This is a genomic window from Avibacterium volantium (assembly GCF_900635775.1).
Taxonomy (GTDB): domain Bacteria; phylum Pseudomonadota; class Gammaproteobacteria; order Enterobacterales; family Pasteurellaceae; genus Avibacterium; species Avibacterium volantium.
The window spans coordinates 296158-313786 of record NZ_LR134167.1; the positions used below are offsets into that span (position 1 = coordinate 296158).

The 17629-nt window shown below is 42.0% G+C and carries 18 protein-coding genes; 3 read left to right on the forward strand and 15 right to left on the reverse strand.

All coding sequences use genetic code 11. From position 1 onward, the window contains the following. Positions 1-70: 70 nt before the first annotated feature. From yggU to srmB, 6 genes are all read right to left on the reverse strand, one after another. Positions 71-361 carry a DUF167 family protein YggU gene (yggU, locus tag ELZ61_RS01495; protein ID WP_126373536.1) on the reverse strand — a complete coding sequence of 97 codons (291 nt, stop codon included), beginning with the start codon at positions 359-361 and terminating at the stop codon, positions 71-73. Next, positions 361-924 (reverse strand): YggT family protein, encoded by a 564-nt coding sequence (locus tag ELZ61_RS01500; RefSeq protein ID WP_103854361.1) that lies wholly within the window; start codon positions 922-924, stop codon positions 361-363. Before ELZ61_RS01500 ends, yggU begins: the two co-directional genes overlap by 1 nt. 17 nt (positions 925-941) lie before the next feature. After that, a complete protein-coding gene (corA, locus tag ELZ61_RS01505; RefSeq protein ID WP_103854360.1) occupies positions 942-1889 on the reverse strand; it encodes a magnesium/cobalt transporter CorA in 948 nt (315 codons plus the stop codon). Positions 1890-2238: 349 nt separating this feature from the next. Next, positions 2239-2460 (reverse strand): sulfurtransferase TusA family protein, encoded by a 222-nt coding sequence (locus ELZ61_RS01510; protein WP_126370946.1) that lies wholly within the window; start codon positions 2458-2460, stop codon positions 2239-2241. Positions 2461-2487: 27 nt separating this feature from the next. Next, entirely contained in the window at positions 2488-3543 is a 1056-nt protein-coding gene (locus tag ELZ61_RS01515) for a YeeE/YedE family protein (protein ID WP_126370948.1), read from the reverse strand. 168 nt (positions 3544-3711) lie between these two features. Continuing rightward, the gene (gene srmB, locus ELZ61_RS01520; protein WP_126370950.1) at positions 3712-5031 is read right to left on the reverse strand and encodes an ATP-dependent RNA helicase SrmB; all 1320 of its coding nucleotides are present in this window, start codon (positions 5029-5031) and stop codon (positions 3712-3714) included. 82 nt (positions 5032-5113) lie between these two features. Here srmB and ELZ61_RS01525 point away from each other — a divergent pair, with 82 nt between their 5' ends. Continuing rightward, positions 5114-5827: a tRNA1(Val) (adenine(37)-N6)-methyltransferase gene (locus tag ELZ61_RS01525; RefSeq protein ID WP_126370952.1), complete on the forward strand. Its 714-nt coding sequence runs from the start codon at positions 5114-5116 to the stop codon at positions 5825-5827. A 37-nt stretch (positions 5828-5864) separates the two neighbouring features. On the opposite strand, the gene ELZ61_RS01530 is transcribed toward ELZ61_RS01525, so the two are convergent. The 3 genes from ELZ61_RS01530 to ELZ61_RS01540 are packed head-to-tail and all read right to left on the reverse strand — an operon-like array spanning position 5865 to position 8494. After that, entirely contained in the window at positions 5865-6782 is a 918-nt protein-coding gene (locus tag ELZ61_RS01530; RefSeq protein WP_103855810.1) for a Dyp-type peroxidase, read from the reverse strand. Between the two features lie 44 nt (positions 6783-6826). Next, positions 6827-7669, reverse strand: a complete 843-nt coding sequence (locus tag ELZ61_RS01535; RefSeq protein WP_126370954.1) for a hypothetical protein — start codon at positions 7667-7669, stop codon at positions 6827-6829. A gap of 9 nt (positions 7670-7678) precedes the next feature. Next, complete coding sequence (locus ELZ61_RS01540; protein WP_126370956.1) at positions 7679-8494, reverse strand: Cof-type HAD-IIB family hydrolase; 816 nt, start codon at positions 8492-8494, stop codon at positions 7679-7681. A gap of 143 nt (positions 8495-8637) precedes the next feature. Here ELZ61_RS01540 and ELZ61_RS01545 point away from each other — a divergent pair, with 143 nt between their 5' ends. Beyond that, positions 8638-9327, forward strand: coding sequence for an amidophosphoribosyltransferase (locus tag ELZ61_RS01545; protein WP_126373538.1), 690 nt, complete (start codon positions 8638-8640; stop codon positions 9325-9327). A gap of 108 nt (positions 9328-9435) precedes the next feature. Continuing rightward, entirely contained in the window at positions 9436-10020 is a 585-nt protein-coding gene (gene nfuA / locus ELZ61_RS01550) for a Fe-S biogenesis protein NfuA (protein WP_103854352.1), read from the forward strand. A 44-nt stretch (positions 10021-10064) separates the two neighbouring features. On the opposite strand, the gene trmL is transcribed toward nfuA, so the two are convergent. From trmL to alaS, 6 genes are all read right to left on the reverse strand, one after another. Further along, positions 10065-10547 carry a tRNA (uridine(34)/cytosine(34)/5-carboxymethylaminomethyluridine(34)-2'-O)-methyltransferase TrmL gene (trmL, locus tag ELZ61_RS01555; RefSeq protein ID WP_126370958.1) on the reverse strand — a complete coding sequence of 161 codons (483 nt, stop codon included), beginning with the start codon at positions 10545-10547 and terminating at the stop codon, positions 10065-10067. A gap of 116 nt (positions 10548-10663) precedes the next feature. After that, the gene (brnQ, locus tag ELZ61_RS01560) at positions 10664-11965 is read right to left on the reverse strand and encodes a branched-chain amino acid transport system II carrier protein (protein ID WP_126370959.1); all 1302 of its coding nucleotides are present in this window, start codon (positions 11963-11965) and stop codon (positions 10664-10666) included. Positions 11966-12227: 262 nt separating this feature from the next. Continuing rightward, positions 12228-13115, reverse strand: coding sequence for a UTP--glucose-1-phosphate uridylyltransferase GalU (gene galU / locus ELZ61_RS01565; RefSeq protein WP_126370961.1), 888 nt, complete (start codon positions 13113-13115; stop codon positions 12228-12230). Between the two features lie 141 nt (positions 13116-13256). Next, positions 13257-14621: a phosphohexomutase domain-containing protein gene (locus tag ELZ61_RS01570; RefSeq protein WP_103854348.1), complete on the reverse strand. Its 1365-nt coding sequence runs from the start codon at positions 14619-14621 to the stop codon at positions 13257-13259. 22 nt (positions 14622-14643) lie between these two features. Next, complete coding sequence (gene csrA, locus ELZ61_RS01575) at positions 14644-14826, reverse strand: carbon storage regulator CsrA (RefSeq protein ID WP_103854347.1); 183 nt, start codon at positions 14824-14826, stop codon at positions 14644-14646. Positions 14827-14975: 149 nt separating this feature from the next. After that, positions 14976-17600 (reverse strand): alanine--tRNA ligase, encoded by a 2625-nt coding sequence (alaS, locus tag ELZ61_RS01580; RefSeq protein ID WP_126370963.1) that lies wholly within the window; start codon positions 17598-17600, stop codon positions 14976-14978. Positions 17601-17629: the final 29 nt, after the last annotated feature.

The following is a 17629-nucleotide window of genomic DNA, read 5'->3' on the forward strand; positions in this document are numbered from 1 at the left end:
AATCTGCACCTTAATCAGTTGGTTGTTTAGTCCAACTTTTGGGGTGCAGATCAAATTGAGAGCATTTTTCTTATCCCAACAACCCCAAAACCTGTTCAGGAATCACTTTCGGTGTAGGGATAAAAATTTGTTTATGGCGGTTAAGTTCGCCTTTTTCGATGAGAATACTGCTTTTTGGCACTTTAAAGGTTTTGCTTAAGAATTTAAGCAAATGGGCGTTGGCTTGGCCATCAATAGGTGGGGCGGTGATGGTGATTTTTAGCTCGTTGTCGTGCAAGCCAACGATTTGATCTTTACTGGCTTTCGGTTGCAGAAAAATCCGCAACCGAAGTCCTTGTGTGCTTTGCTCGATCGCATTCATTAGGCAAATTGCCATAAGATAGGCGCAATGTCGTACATTACACGGTTGGCGTAAAATAACAGAAACGCCAATAACATCGGGGAGAAATCAATCATTCCCGTGTTCGGTAAAATACGGCGAATCGGGTTGAGCAACGGTTGTGTGAGCTGATAAAGGGTATATTGCAACGGATTTTGCCCACGGTTAAACCAGCTTAAAATGGCTTGGAAAAACAACACATAAATCACCGCTTCACCCATAGTGCGCAAGGTATGCAATAACCCGATGTAAAGATAAAGCAAGGGATTTGCCGCCACTTGCGCTGATCCTAATAAATCTAACAAAGGATATTTTGCCACGCCTAATGCCACACATAACGCCAATGCTGCGGTATTTAAGCCTTTCACCGTAGGTAAAAATTTTTGCAATGGCGCAAGCACAGGTTGGGTGAATTTCACCAAAGTTTGCGAAAAAGGATTATAAAAATCCACGCGGCTATATTGAAACCACGCACGCAAAATTAGCACGAAACTAAAAACATTAATTAGGGTATAAACTAAAAATTGAAGGGAATTTAAGCCCATTATTTTCTCCTTAAAAATTACAACCAGCCTTTACGTTTAAAATAAATATAAGGCGTAAGCGCTGCAACGATCATCAAACCAATCGCCATAGGATAGCCATATTTTAAATGCAATTCTGGCATAAATTCAAAGTTCATTCCGTAGGTGGACGCCACCAAGGTTGCAGGCAGGAACATCACCGATACTACGGAGAAAAATTTCATAATTTTATTCTGCTCAATATTGATATAACCCATTGCCGCTTGCATTAAGAAATTCACTTTTTGGAATAAGGATTCATTATGCGGTTGCAGAGATTCAATATCGCGTAAAATATCGCGCGCTTGCTCTAACTGATTGGCAGGCAGACGGGTTTTGCGTACCAAAAAGCTCAATGCACGTTGCGTATCCATCAAACATAAACGCACTTTGGAACTGGCATCTTCTTGCTCTGTGAGTGTAGCAAGCGCTTTATCAAAGGCTTCGCCCTGCTTGCCTTCCAAAATAACGTGACTTAATTTTTCCAAATCTGCGTAAGCATTTTCGATTACATCGGCGAGTTGCTCGATTTTGGTTTCAAATAAATCTAACAGCACTTCATAGGCGTTACATTCCACCAATCGTTGGCTACGCGAACGCATTCGATAAAGGCGAAACGCTGGCAATTCACGATCACGCAGGGTGAACAAACGCCCATCACGCAAGGTAAACGCCACGCTGGCAATGTCGGCATAATCATTTTCATCTTCACAATAGAAAAAAGAGTGCAAATGCAAGCCATCTTCGTCTTCAAAGAAACGCGCGGACGCTTCAATATCTTCCAATTCTAAGAAAGATGCCAAACTTTGCCCTAAGCCCTGTTGCAACATTTCACGTTCTTCGCTTGATGGCTCAAGCAAATCAATCCAAATGGCGGCGTTGAGATTCTCATCACCCTCATCTAGCCGAATTAAACGCGCATTTTCCAGTGCAAAAGCATTAATCATTTTGTCATACTCCTTGAGGGATTATGAACAAACCCGATGAACAAAAGAAAACTAAATAATCAGCACAAAAGTGCGGTGCAAAATTTTCGATTATTTAATTAAAGATACCTAATAATTGAGGTAATGAAACTTACCTGCGAAATCTCGCCGATAAGTGGAGGACGAGATTTAGATCAACGATAAATTGGGTATCGACTATGACTGTCCAAAGTGTGTGTCCTCTTGTTGCTAAATCGTGCGGAATGTTACGCTTCAATGGGGTATTCGTCAAGAGGAGCTGTGGGAAAAGAAAGCGATAAAAAGTGCGGTGCAAAAATTCTGATTTTTTTCACCACACTTAAAAGAAAGGCTATTTCACTACCGTGATTGTCCATTTCGCATCGCCAATTTGGTCAAAATGGGTCACTTCATAGCCTTCTTCTGCCGCCCAGTTGGGAATGGTCTCTGTGGCTTGCGTGCAATCAAATTCAATTTCGATGCCATCACCTGCGTTCAATTTTGCCATTGCTGCTTTTGCTTCTTCTAATGGGAATGGGCAGACTAGCCCCGCGGTTTCTAATTTTACGATCATCTTAATTTCCTTCTATGTGAATAAATCTTATGCTGCAGCGTTCGCTAACGCCAATCTGCGCGGACGAATAAATAAAACGTGTGCCATTGTCCATACTCCAAGAATCGTGAAAGCAAGGGCAATCCAGCCTTTAGAACTCATCACTGCTGTGGCTGTTAAACCGTTTCCAATGGTGCAACCGCCTGCCAATGATGCCCCCACGCCCATCGTAAATCCACCAACGACACTGTGGTAAAGGGTTTTCGTGTCGGGTAAGCGCCATCTAAATTCACGGCTACCTTTCGCGGCAAGATAAGAACCAATAAAAATCCCGATCACCAAAAACACACCCCAATTTAACCGCTTTTCATCGCCTGTTACTAAAAAATGGATAAGATTTGCAGAAGGTGTTGTGATCCCCAAGCCACCAGCGCGCCCCGTGCTTTCACTGGCAGGCCAAGCAACCAGTGCAATAATGCCAATAGCCAGCGCGGCGACAAAAGGGTGATAGCGCTTTTCAAACAACCAATGGCGTAACCCTTGATATTTTTGCGGCAATGTTGCCACTTTATTTTTAGGGCGTTTGCTCAATGTTTGGTATAAACCAAATACTACGGCGATTGCCAATAAGCCAACCAACCACCACACGGAGATCCCTAGTTGGGCTGCAAGATTATCATTCATTCTGGTATAGCTAGTTACCGTGTTTTTGAACTCCACCAACACACCATATTTCATCATTGCGGCACTTAGCATATACATTGCCAACGCCAACCAACTTCCGATCAATCCCTCACCTGCACGATACCACGTGCCTGTTGCGCAACCACTGGCTAACACAATACCGATACCAAAAAGATAAGAACCCAAAATTGTGCCAACCAAAGAAAATTCCTTATAAGGTGAAGAAACATAACCTAGCTGTACCAGTGTCAATACTCCCACGCTTTGAATTAAAATAGCCAGTAAAAAGGCATAAAACATTTTGTTATTTTTCGCTGTGTACATATCACGAAACCCACCCGTCATACAAAAACGGGTACGCTGTAGCACAAAACCAAAAATCACACCGAGAACACCGCCTGAAATTATTGTCCAAACCATAAATTTCTCCTCTAACGTACTGATTAAGTGCGGTTATTATGCGAGAGATTTTTTATAGCTATCCAATAATTAATTGAAAGGATATATTTCTTTTGGTTATAAAGAGAAGGTGTGCAAAATTTTGCTATAGAAAAGAAAAATGAAAAAAGATTGGTAGAGAAAGGGGGATTACCCCTCTCCCCCACTCGGTTTACGGCGTTTGCCGATGTTTTTTGTGTCTTTATGGCGGAGTTTAGTTTTTTTCTGCTGTTCTGATTTTTTCTTTTCTGCCCGCTTTTGTTTAATGCGCGCTTTTTGTTTTTTGCTGACACTTTTTATTTCACCGTCTTTCGGTGCTTTGGTGCGCGGTTCTAAACCTTCGATAATGCGTGGTTTGAGCAGCTCTTCGGTGTAACGTTTAATTTTGCCGAGCAGTTTATAATCGTGCGCTTCTACGAAAGACACCGCTACCCCTTTTTTGCCAGCACGCGCGGTGCGTCCGATGCGGTGTAAATAAGTGTCTGCGCTGTAAGGCAAATCCATATTCATCACGTGGCTGATGTCATCAATATCAATCCCACGCGCAGCCACATCGGTGGCAACTAGCACGGTTACCACACCATTTTTGAGTTTATCAATGGCATTATTGCGTTGCGTTTGCGCCATCTCCCCTTCTAAATAGGTGCTGCGAATGCCACGTTTACGCAAGATGTCGGAAAGCTCTCGCACGGTTTCACGGCGGCGAACGAAAATGATGCCCTTGCTCACCTTTTCCTGCTCAATAAAACGAGCGAGCAATTTCACTTTATGCTCATCGCTGTCTGCGTGATAGTACCATTGTTGGATTTTTTTACGCTCACGGCGACTTGGCTCTGCATCAATTTGCACAGGGTCATTGAGTAATCGCCCTGCAAAATCCATTAGCAATTCCCCTTCCAATGTGGCAGAAAACAGCAAGGTCTGTTTACGCCAGCGCGTTTCGGCAGCGATTTTTTCCGCATCTTGCCCAAAGCCCATTTGCAGCATACGATCCGCTTCGTCAAAAATCAGAATTTCTACCGCGCGACAATCAAAATTTTCTTCTTGGATATATTGCAGCAAACGCCCCGGCGTGGCGACCACTAAATCTTGGTTGCTGTTAAACACTTCACCGTGGTTTTGATAGGCTACACCGCCCGTGATGGTAGTAATATCAAGGTTGGTAAATTGCGCTAATTGCTCCGCTTGCTCTGCCACTTGCATGGCTAACTCACGGGTCGGGGTGAGAACCAACACCCTTGGCGTACCAGGTTTGCGGCGTGGATTATCTAGCAAATGTTGCAAGGCGGGCAATAAGAAAGCGGCGGTTTTCCCCGTACCTGTTGGGGCTGAGCCTAGCACATCTCGCTCCGCCATTGCCGCTGGAATGCTTTCCAACTGAATGGCGGTGGGGCGTTGGTAGCCTTTTTTCGCTAAGGCTTTTAATAATTCTGGGGCGAGATCCAATTCTTCAAATTGTGCTAAGTTCATATTTATTGTTACTATTAGGAAAAAATTAGTGCAGATTATACCGCACTTTGGGAGCAAAGTGCGGTCAATTTTTGGGAAGTTTATGGCAACGAAAAATCAAGGCTTTCGCTTTAAGCAGTTTCAGGTTAATCATCATCGCTGTGCGATGAAAGTGGGAACAGACGGCATTTTGCTTGGCGCTTGGGCAGATATTCAAGGGGCAAAAAACCTTTTGGATCTCGGTACAGGCACGGGGTTAATTGCGTTAATGTTGGCGCAACGCACCGCGCAAGATTGCCATATTAGTGCGGTGGAGCTTGATAATGCTGCGGCAGAACAGGCGCAGGAAAATATTCAGGCTTCCCCTTGGGCTGAGAAAATCTCGCTATATCAAATGGATATCGAAAAATTTGCACAAAATCCACCGCACTTTTTTGATTTAATTGTGGCTAATCCGCCCTATTTTGAACCTGCACAGGCTTGCAAAAACGCACAACGTGATCTTGCCCGTTACACCCTTGAACAAAGCCATAATGACTGGCTCAATGTGGCAACACAATGCTTAAATGAACAGGGGAAAATTCAATTTATCCTGCCCTATGAAGCAGGAAAAACTTTGCAAAAAACCACCGCACTTTATTGCACGGAGCAATGCGATGTGATCACCAAAATCGGCAAGTCCGCACAACGCCTGCTGCTTACTTTCCGCAAACAGCCCGCGCCAATGCAACATTCACAACTGATTATTTATGACGAAAATAATCAATATCACCCTGACTTTGTGGCACTGACGAAAGGGTTTTATTTGAAGTTTTGAATAAAAAACCTAGCACAAACGTGCTAGGTTGGAGAGATTACTCCGCAAATTCGTCCAACATATCTAAGGTTGGGACGAAGAAAAGTGTGCCTGTGCGGGTGCGGCTGAAATCAAGCAAGCGGTCGTAGTTGCCTGCTGGATTGCCGATAAACATATTGTTTAACATTGCTTGCACGGTGCTGAAAGTGTTGGCATAAGCAATGAAATAGGTTCCCACTTCGCCGTTAGCAGAAAATGGCATATTGTCGCGAATGACTTTGCGATCATCGCCCACATTGGCTAAGGCACTGTGGCTGTTAGCTGGCTTGGTGTCGTCGTCCATTTCAATGTCATCTGCTTTAGAGCGACCAAACACTTTTTCTTGCTCGCTTAATGGCAGCGCGCGCCACGCTTGCATATCGTGTACATATTTTTGTACGAACAAATAGCTACCGCCTTGGTAAGCGGGGTCTTCTTCCCCTACGGTGCCGAATAAGATGCGGTCTTCTGGATCGTGCGGATTTTCTGTGCCGTCCACAAAGCCAAGAATACTGCGTCCGTCCCAATAGCGGAAGCCTTGAATATCCACCACGCATTTTGCCACATCGTGTAATACATCGGTGATGTTTTGTGCAATGTCAAAGCAGTAGCTTGGTTGATCACAACGGATATGGAAATGCAAATCACCACGAGTTGCCACGGCAGTATATTTTGCCCCTTTAATTGGCTCAAAAGGGGCAAGCTCTTTTGGCAATGGCTGTGGTAAATCAAGGCGTAGCCACGCATCGTGTCCAATGCCCATTACTACGCTGGCTTTGGCATCAGGAAAACGGGTTTTCGCCGAATTATTAAGATTGCCAATTAATCCGCAAAGTTGTTGGAACGCGGGTTTTACGTCCACATCATCGTGAAAATTCCACACCATAAAAATGGTGTTTTTGTTTGGTTCATCAAGAACATTTTGTAAAGCAGCCATAATATTTCCTTTCGTTAGAGGCACTTTTAAAGTGCGGTGTTTTTTTATTCTGTTTTTAGATATTGCAAACCGTCAATTTGCATTATTTTGCCTGTTGGCGCTCCAATGGCATTCGGCAGGTTGTGAATAAGCGAATTAGCAAAATCACCCGTATATAATTTCGCCCCTTGGTGAGTGAGATTAGATTGACAATCAATATAAATTTTTCCGTCCATTTTACGCCATAAATAGCAAAATCCATAATCTTCGGAAAGGTAACGATTGGTTTGTGGATCAACCATTACATCAAAAAAGCGATAATGTAGTCCTAAATCTTGGTAACCAATGCTATCTGGCACATATTGCAATTCGGGATAATGCGCCATCATTTTTTCAAATACTTCACGTTTTATGCACATAAAACCTGTTGGCGCTTCATCTATTTCCATAAAGCCATCGGGTTGAATTTCTAATTGCACTTTATCGCCTTCTACACGCCCTGTGTTTACAGTATATCTCGTGCTGGCAGATTCAAATTCTTGCTTTGTCATTCCAGCCGGAATTTCACTTGGAAATTGTTCGTATTTTAGAGGATAAACCCCTGCGGCAATGTCATAATCTGACAATAATAAACGCAAGGCGGCATCAACAGAGAAGCCAATATCGGAGTCAATCCAAAATAAATGTGTCCATTGTTTATTGGCTAAAAATTCTGCAACGGCATTATTTCTTGCTCGTGTAATTAGGCTTTCACCACGCTGTAAAGACACCTGTAAACGCAAACCAAGATTACTTGCTGCACTAGTGAAATTTAATAATGAAATCACATAGTTATGAAAATATTTCCCATCGTGGCTTGGTGTCATTATAACGGGGCGCATAGTTTTTAATGCATCAAGATTTAACATTGAGTTTCCTTATTTTTCAATCAAGCCTGATTTTACAAGAAAATTGTACACGCCGTCTTCTTCAATATGATCCGTAACGTGATTGGCGAGGGCTTTTAAGGTATCGTGTCCATTTCCCATTGCCACGCCAACGCCCACCAAGCTAAGCATTTCGATGTCATTTAAACCATCACCAAACGCCATCACATTTTCCATTGAAAAACCAAGATGACGTGCAATCGCGGCAATGCCTCTTGCTTTTGAGCCTTCAGCATCAAAAATATCCACTGAATTTTCGTGCCAACGTACCGTTTTCAGATCGTCTAAAATATGTGCTTGTGCAACCAATTCATCTTTATCTTCGGCATAAAACGCTAGCACTTGGTACACATCATTTTGTTGATAATAGGTTTTATCAACTTGATAATCTGTGGTGATCGGATCAAGCGCGTGCTTTAACATTGGCGTAATTTCAGAAACACGAATTTTATCATTAGAAACAAAGGCATAGGCAATATTATGAAGCTCAAAGAAATCCACTAACCGCTGAACTTTTTCTGTTGGAATCGGGTGCTTTTCAATCACCTCATCGTTATGTACGGCAAATTGTCCATTGGTAGTAACAAAGGTGCGAATGCCTTCTTGCTCTACTATTTCATTAATTTTAGCTGGAAAGCTGCAACGTGCACGCCCAGTTGCAATGCCAACCAAAATGCCATTCGCTTGCAATTTTTGAATAGCAAGTCTAGCGCTTTCTGGAAAATGTACTTTATTTTTCACAAATAAAGTTTCATCAATATCAAAAAAAACCGCTTTAATTTGCTTACGATAATTCGGTACTGTCATTTTTATCCTCTTCTTATCTAAATTTTGAGCAAATTTTACCATTTTTTGCGATCAAGATCGGAAAATTGATCAGAAAAAGTTTTTTTCTCAGAAAAATCAATTATAGTGAGTTCAACCAAAAGAGAAGTGCGGTGGAAAAATTGGTGAATTTTTTCGGTTTTCGTTGTGTATTATGCCAACAAGTTTTATCACAAGCGAAACAGGGTATATGCACAACTTGCAGTAAAGCAATGAAACGTTACATCTATTGTGGTTGTTGCGGAATGCCAACCCCGAGTTACGTTAAACATTGTGGACATTGCACAACTGCTACTCCTCTTTGGGATCAAATAGTCATTATAAGCAAATATGATCCTCCTATATCGGAATTAATTCAGCAATTCAAATTCCACCATCTCTTTTGGTTAGACAGAACCTTAGCACGCTTGCTTCTGTTAGCTGTTTATGAAGCAAGACGCCAGCATTCCCTACACTTTCCACAAGCGATTTTTCCCGTGCCATTGCACCATTTTCGTCAATGGAGGCGAGGTTATAATCAAGCTGATTTAATCGCCAAATGCTTAGCCAAATGGCTGAATATTCCTTGCCATTCGCACTTTATTCAACGGATAAAACGAACACCGCCTCAGCTTGGTTTAAACGCTAAAGCGCGCAGACAAAATTTAAAACACGCCTTTAAATTTGCTAATCAAGAGATAAATTATCGTTCCATTGCGTTGGTTGATGATGTGATCACCACAGGTTCAACCTTAAACGAAATCGCTAAACATTTTCGTCAATTAGGGGTGGAAAATATTCAAGTTTGGGGGTTAGCGCGGGCTTTCCATACTTAGCAATTCCTTGATTATAGAAAACACCGAATAAAAGAAAAGGTGGAAAAAAAGTCTATCTAGCGGTATGATGCCTGACTATCTAGCTCAAGTATTACTGAGGAATAAATAATGCAACAAATTACGATTTCTGACGCGGCGCAAGCGCATTTTCGCCGTTTATTAGATCAGCAAGAAGAAGGTACGAATATCCGCATTTTTGTGGTGAATCCCGGCACGCCAAGTGCGGAATGTGGGGTGTCTTATTGCCCACCAAACAGCGTGGAAGCGACAGATACAGAAATGAAATATGATACTTTTTCCGCCTTTGTTGATGAAGTGAGCTTACCATTTTTGGAAGACGCGGAAATTGATTATGTTACAGAAGAATTAGGCTCGCAGCTTACCCTTAAAGCGCCAAATGCGAAAATGCGTAAAGTGGCAGATGATGCACCTTTAATTGAACGCGTGGAATATGTTATTCAAACCCAAATTAATCCGCAACTAGCAGGGCACGGTGGGCATATCACCTTAATTGATCTGACTGAAGATGGTTATGCAATTTTACAATTTGGCGGTGGCTGTAACGGCTGTTCAATGGTCGATGTGACGCTAAAAGATGGCATTGAAAAACAGCTGGTGAGCTTGTTCCCAGATGAATTAAAAGGGGCGAAAGACGTAACCGAACATCAACGCGGTGAGCATTCTTATTATTAATCGTAAAACAAACAAAAGGCACGGGTTCTCCCGTGCCTTATTTGTTATAACTCTGGGTCAAAATTAATCGCCCCTGCATAATTAAGTTGTCGCCACGCTTCATAAACAGCCACTGCAACAGAATTAGATAAATTCATACTACGGCTATTTTCTGTCATTGGAATACGAATTTTCTGTTCCATTGGCATTTCGTCTAAAATCGCCATTGGAATACCGCGGGTTTCCGGCCCAAACATTAAATAATCCCCAGCTTGAAAGGAAACTTGGCTATGTGCTAGCCGCCCTTTGGTTGTCATCGCAAACAGGCGTTTAGGCTGTTCCGCTGCAAGAAAATCGGAAAAGGTTTTGTGCTTTTTAATTTCTGCAAATTCGTGATAATCCAATCCTGAACGGCGTAACCGTTTGTCGTCCCAAGTAAAGCCAAGTGGCTCAATTAAATGTAAACGAAAGCCAGTATTCGCACAAAGACGGATAATATTCCCTGTATTTTGCGGAATTTCTGGCTCATATAGCACAATATCTAACATAATTTTTTCTCATTCAATTTCGGTGTGCGAATTTTACCGCTGAATAATGAAAGATCAAAATAATAAAAAAACCACCGCACTTTAAAATTAAGCCCTCACAATGGAGGGCTTGGAAATTAGTCGGAAACTTTTTTTGCTTTAAACAAGGTGCATAACACAACCATTAGCAATGTTGGCAGTAACCAGGTTAAGCCCTCTTGATGTAATGGCACTTTTTCTAATAGGCTTTGAATAAAGTGCGGTAATAATTCCATATTTTTTAGGCTATCTGTAATACTAAACAAGGCGGTAATTCCAATAATTAAGTTATAACCTGTGCGGCTAATGCCTAATTTTTCGCGTAACAGTTGCATTGCAACGAGCATAATGGCGATAGGGTAGATCAGCAATAACGCAGGAATTGTAACGCGTAATAAGGTGTTTAGCCCTGTTTCGGAAATAATAATGGTGCTGATGGTAAATAACACCACAAAGAACGTGTAATTTAAACGTGGGTGGAATTTTGAGAAATAGTCCGCACAAGCACTGGTTACGCCCACAAGGGTGGTTAAATTGGCTAAAAGCACGATACCACTCATAATCCAAGAGCCCTCACGCCCAAACAATACGTTCACATATTGAGCGAAAAGCTGGCCGCCATTGCTTGAGGTTTTTGCAACTTGCTCCCCTGTTGCACCTAAATAGAATAAGCACAAATAAAGCAAACTGAGTAGCACAACGGAAACCGTGCCTGCAATCAGCGTGTAGCGCACAATCGCTTTTTTATCTGACACGCCTTTCACTGCCAAAGCGCGCGCCACAATACCACCAAATGCCATTGCAGAAAGTACGTCCATCGTTTGATAACCGCCGATCAAACCTGTGGCAACTGCTGAATGATCTTGATAAGCGCCACTTGGCTCAACGATCGGAGAAAGCGGATAATTGACCACTTCAAAGGCAACAATCACCAATAAAACAAGCAAAGCTGGCGCCATAAATTTCCCAATACTGGAAATCATTGTGCTGCGCCCAAGCATAAATCCCATACCAATTAAATTAAAAATCGTTACAAAAATAATATGGGAATATTCGCCAGAGAATAAATTCAACGGCTGCCAAGCCATTTCATAAGCCACATTGGTTACCCTTGGCATTGCAAAAGTTGAACCAATCACCAAATACAAAATTGTCCAGAATGTAACGTGCGCCCATTTTGGCAAATCAACCGATAGCGCCTCGCCACGCCCTTTTAAGGTAACAACAATCAAGGTGATGAAAGGCATTAACACACCGGTTAATAGAAAACCTAACGCGCCCCAAAACCATACATTCCCTGCGTGATAGCCTTCCATTGGTGGAAAAATAATGTTTCCTGCCCCTAAAAATAGGGAGAAAATCATCATTCCCAAAACAGCAATATCTTTTCCAGATAACATTTTATTAACCTCTAAAAATCAAGTATTTAATTTTATATGAATGAATAAACCAAATGATTTTTCACTAGAAAACCGAGAAGTTATAGGGTTTTATGATTTTTTTGTCAAGGTGGATTTAATTTTTTCAGGAATTATCACAGAAAATCTGAAAATTACTTAAAAGTAAGGGGAAAAATTGGACAATATTTAAAAATTTATCCATCACACAAGAAAAGTAAAAAGGAATTATGTTTAACTATAATTCCTTTACTGAATAGAAATATCAAAGGGTTTTCACAAATTTCTTCAAATAAGCACGAAACTCACTGCCCAGTTTAGGATGATTTACGCCATATTCCACAAAGGCTTGCATATAGCCTAATTTGTCCCCGCAATCGAAATTGCCACCTGTTTGATAAAAGGCCTCAACAGTTTCTTTTTCGATTAACATATCAATAGCATCGGTGAGCTGAATCTCATCGCCCACGCCCACTGGCGTTTTTGCCAATAGATCCCAAATGCTTGCGGAGAACACATAGCGCCCCACCACAGCAAGATTAGACGGCGCATCTTCCACCGCTGGTTTTTCTACGATGCGTTTAATCTTCGCGCTTTCGCCAGGGTTAAACTGCACGCCTTCGCAATCGACAATACCATAACTACTGATGTCTTGCTCAGATACTGGCTCAACCAAGATTTGGCTGGCGTTGGTTTCTTGAAAGCGTTTGATCATTGCCGCGAGGTTTTCTTTACGCTGATCAGCACTGAAATCGGTGAGTAATACATCAGGCAGCACCACCGCAAAAGGCTCTTTACCCACAACAGGCAAGGCACATAACACCGCGTGCCCTAAGCCTTTAGCATTACCCTGACGAACGTGCATAATGGTTACGTCTTTCGGGCAAATAGAACGCACTTCTTCTAATAATTGGCGTTTTACCCGCTTTTCCAACATTGTTTCCAATTCAAAAGAGGTATCAAAATGGTTTTCAATGGCATTTTTTGAAGAGTGGGTAACAAGGACAATTTCTTTTACCCCTGCTGCCGCGCACTCATTCACCACATACTGGATCAATGGCTTATCCACAAGGGTTAGCATTTCTTTAGGAATGGCTTTTGTCGCAGGTAACATTCGCGTCCCAAGACCTGCAACAGGAATAATGACTTTCATTGGTTTTCCTTTTGTAAAAATTTCTAAAAAAACAACCGCACTTTAATAATGGGGTCGTTGCAAAAATAGCAAAGCGGCTATCTCAGATAGCCACTTTGATAAGCGATGCCGCAAACAAAAGTGCGGTGCTTTTTTCGCAAATTATTGACGTAATAATGCCAGAATTTCTTCTGTTTTTTCCGCCATTAACTCTTTATCGCCACGCGTTTCAAGGTTTAAACGTACCACAGGTTCAGTGTTTGATGTACGCAAATTGAAACGCCAATTTGGATATTCAATGCTGATACCATCAATTTCATCTACTGAAATCGCCTCTTTTTCATAGGCGGCACGAACACGGGCGATTGCCGCTTTGGCATCGGTTAATTTACTATTAATTTCGCCCGGAGATGGGAAAGTATTAATACTTTCATTAACTAATTCGCCTAATGATTTGCCTGTGGTACACACAAGTTCCATCACTAATAACCAAGGGATCATTCCACTGTCGCAGTAGAAGAAATCACGGAAATAGTGGTGTGCGCTCATTTCCCCACCATAAATGGCATCAACGGCACGCATTTTTTCTTTAATGAAAGAGTGGCCTGATTTCGACATTACTGCCTCACCGCCATTTTCTTCCACCAATTTAACCGTATTCCAAATTAAACGTGGATCATAAATGATTTTCGCCCCTTTATTTTTTTGCAAGAAGGCTTGACCAAGTAACCCAACAATGTAGTAACCCTCAATAAAGTTACCATTTTCATCGAATAAGAAACAGCGGTCAAAATCACCGTCAAAGGCAATGCCCATATCCGCTTTATGCTCAAGTACGGCATCAATGGTATCTTGACGATTTTCGTGCAAGATTGGGTTTGGAATCCCATTTGGGAATGTACCATCTGGATTGTTATGCACTTTAATAAATTCCACCGGCACACGTTTTGCTCGGAATTGCGCTTCAATGGCATCAATAACGTGCCCTGCTGCGCCATTTCCTGAGTTAATCACCAATTTCATTGGTTTTAAATTATCTAAATTGATATAAGATAATAAATGCTCAACGTAATCACCTAACACGGAAAGTTGCTTATATTCACCACGTTGCGTAACAGGTGGAAAATTATTTTCCTCTGCTAAGCGTTGAATATCAGCAAGCCCAGTATCCGCACTAATTGGACGTGAACCCTCACGCACCAATTTTAAGCCATTGTAATCCATCGGATTATGGCTTGCGGTTACTTCAATTCCGCCATCGGCTTTAAGAAAAGAAGTGGCGAAGTAAACTTCCTCGGTTCCCGTTTCGCCTAAATCAATCACGTTTACCCCAGAGTCTAATAGACCGTTTGTTACGGCACTTTTTAATTCTTTACTGGTTAAACGCACATCACCACCAACAACGATAGTTTTAGGCTTTAAAAACTGTCCAAATGCTCGACCAATGCGATAGACAATATCCACATTCAATTCATCGCCCAAACGACCACGAATATCATACGCTTTAAAACAAGTTAATTTACCCATAACATCCACTTCCTTTTCTTAATTAAGATGATTGCTCATCTTTTGCTTCTCTAATACGTTGGTAAATTTCTTCTCGATAGACAGACACTTCTTTTGGGGCATTCACACCCACTTTGATCTGATTACCACGAACACTTAATATCGTAATAGAAATCTCATCACCAATGAGTAAGCTTTCGCCAACTTTTCTGGTTAAGATTAGCATACAACCTCCTCATTTCCTTTATTCGACATCCCTATCGATCATTTACCCCTTATATCCAAGGGTACATCACCCCTAAATATTACCGTACTTATGCTCACAACGTGATGACTGAAATGCAAAGTTGTGAGCTACGGCACAAAATTTTTATTTTATAAGTGAGAATTTAACCAGTCAGCGCAAACGGCAAGGGCTTTTTCGACATTCTCAGGCTGTGAACCGCCTGCCATTGCCATATCAGGACGACCACCGCCTTTTCCGCCTACTTGCTGAGCCATCAGATTAACAAGCTCACCTGCTTTGACTTTTGCAGTTAAATCAGCAGTTACGCCTACCACTAAATTTACTTTACCTTCAAATACAGAAATAAAGGCTATCACCGCAGAGCCAAGTTGATTTTTCAAATCATCAACCATTACACGCAGCGATTTTGTTTCCACACCGTCAAGTTGCTGTAATACCACGGAAACACCGTTAATTTTCACCGCACTTTTTGCAATATCCGATCCAGCTTGCATCGCAGCTTTCTCTTTGAGTTGTTGCAATTCTTTTTCTGCTTTCTTCGCTTTGTCTTGTAATTGTTGGATTTTATCCGTCAGCGAAGAAACATCAGATTTTAATAAGTCTGCGCTTTGATTTAGCGCACCAAGCTGTTGGTGAAGCCAATCAATGGCAGTTTCGCCCGTTACTGCTTCAATACGGCGAATACCCGCTGCAATAGCACTTTCACTGATGATTTTGAATAAACCTATTTCACCAGTATATTGAGCGTGAATCCCGCCACAAAGTTCAATAGAAAAATCACCCATTGTGAGAACACGCACTTGTTCAGCGTATTTTTCTCCAAATAATGCCATTGCACCTTTTTCTTTAGCGGCATCTAAATCCATAATTTCTGTTTGAATAGGGTGATTAGCGCGCACTTGTTGGTTGACTAATTTTTCCACTTCAAATAGTTGTTCTTTAGAAATGGCTTCAGGTTGTGCAAAGTCAAAACGCAATAAATTGTCTGATACCAATGAACCTTTTTGTGCAACGTGCTTGCCTAGCACTTGGCGTAATGCGGCGTGTAACAAGTGCGTTGCACTGTGGTTTAAGGAAATTTGTTTACGGCGCGCTACATCAACAACCGCATTCACCGATTGCCCAACGCTTAATGTGCCTTCTGCAAGCGCACCAATATGCCCAAATACTTGACCATATTTTTGCGTATCGGTAACGTTGAATAAGAAGTTTTGCCCTTCTAAACGCCCTGTATCGCCCACTTGACCACCAGACTCCGCATAAAATGGGGTATTTTCCAAAATTACCACCGCACTTTGTCCTGCGCTGATTTGTTCTACCGGTTTGCCCTCGTAGAAAAGTGCGGTAACTTTTGCAAGACTTTCTGACTCGCTATAACCTTCAAATGCGGTTGAACCGTCCACACGAATGACGTTGTTATAATCCATACCAAATTGGCTGGCTGATTGCGCGCGCTGGCGTTGTGCTTCCATTTCACGTTCAAAGCCGGCTTCATCAATAGTGATGCCACGTTCACGGCACACATCGGCTGTAAGATCGAGTGGGAAACCAAAGGTATCATAAAGTTTGAATGCCACTTCGCCAGAAAGCACGCCGTCTTTCACTTGGCTTAAGGCGTCATCTAATAGCGCTAAACCACGCTCTAAAGTGCGCGCAAATTGCTCTTCTTCTAAACGTAAAACCTTTTCAATATGCGCTTGATTTTCTTTGATCTCTTGACCTGCTTCTGCCATCACTTCTGCAAGAGTTGGCACAAGTTTGTAGAAAAAGGCTTCTTTCGCGCCAAGTAAATGTCCGTGGCGTACCGCACGGCGGATAATACGGCGCAACACATAACCGCGCCCTTCGTTAGAAGGCAATACACCATCTGCGATCAAATAAGCGCACGAACGAATATGGTCTGCGATAACGCGCAAGGATTTATTACCTAAATCTTTCTCGCCTGTTAATTCTGCCGCTTTTGCGATAAGTGTTTTAAAAATATCAATATCGTAGTTGGAATTAACGTGCTGTAACACGGCGGTAATACGCTCTAAGCCCATTCCTGTATCCACAGACGGTTTTGGTAATTTTTCCATTGTGCCGTCTGCTTGACGGTTGAACTGCATAAATACGATATTCCAGATCTCAATATAGCGATCGCCATCTTCTTCAGGTGAACCCGGTGGGCCACCCCAAATATGATCACCGTGATCGTAGAAAATTTCAGTACAAGGGCCACACGGGCCTGTATCACCCATTTGCCAGAAGTTATCTGACGCATAAGGCGAGCCTTTATTATCACCAATGCGAATAATGCGCTCTGCTGGCACGCCAATTTGTTTATGCCAAATGTCATAAGCCTCATCATCGGTTTCATACACGGTAACCCAAAGTTTTTCTTTTGGTAAACCTAACCACGCATCTGATGTGAGATATTCCCACGCAAAATGAATGGCATCTTGTTTAAAATAATCACCAAAGCTGAAATTTCCTAGCATTTCAAAGAAGGTGTGATGACGCGCGGTATAGCCCACGTTTTCTAAATCGTTATGTTTTCCGCCTGCACGTACACAGCGTTGTGCGGTTGTCGCACGGCTGTAAGGGCGCTTGTCTAAACCAAGAAATACATCTTTAAATTGGTTCATTCCCGCGTTGGTGAACAATAATGTTGGATCATTTTCAGGGACAAGCGAACTGCTTGGGACAATTTGGTGTCCTTTACTATGGAAAAAATCGAGAAAAGATTTTCTAATTTCTGCGGTTGTTTTCATTAAATTTTGCCTTATTCTATCTTCATTAA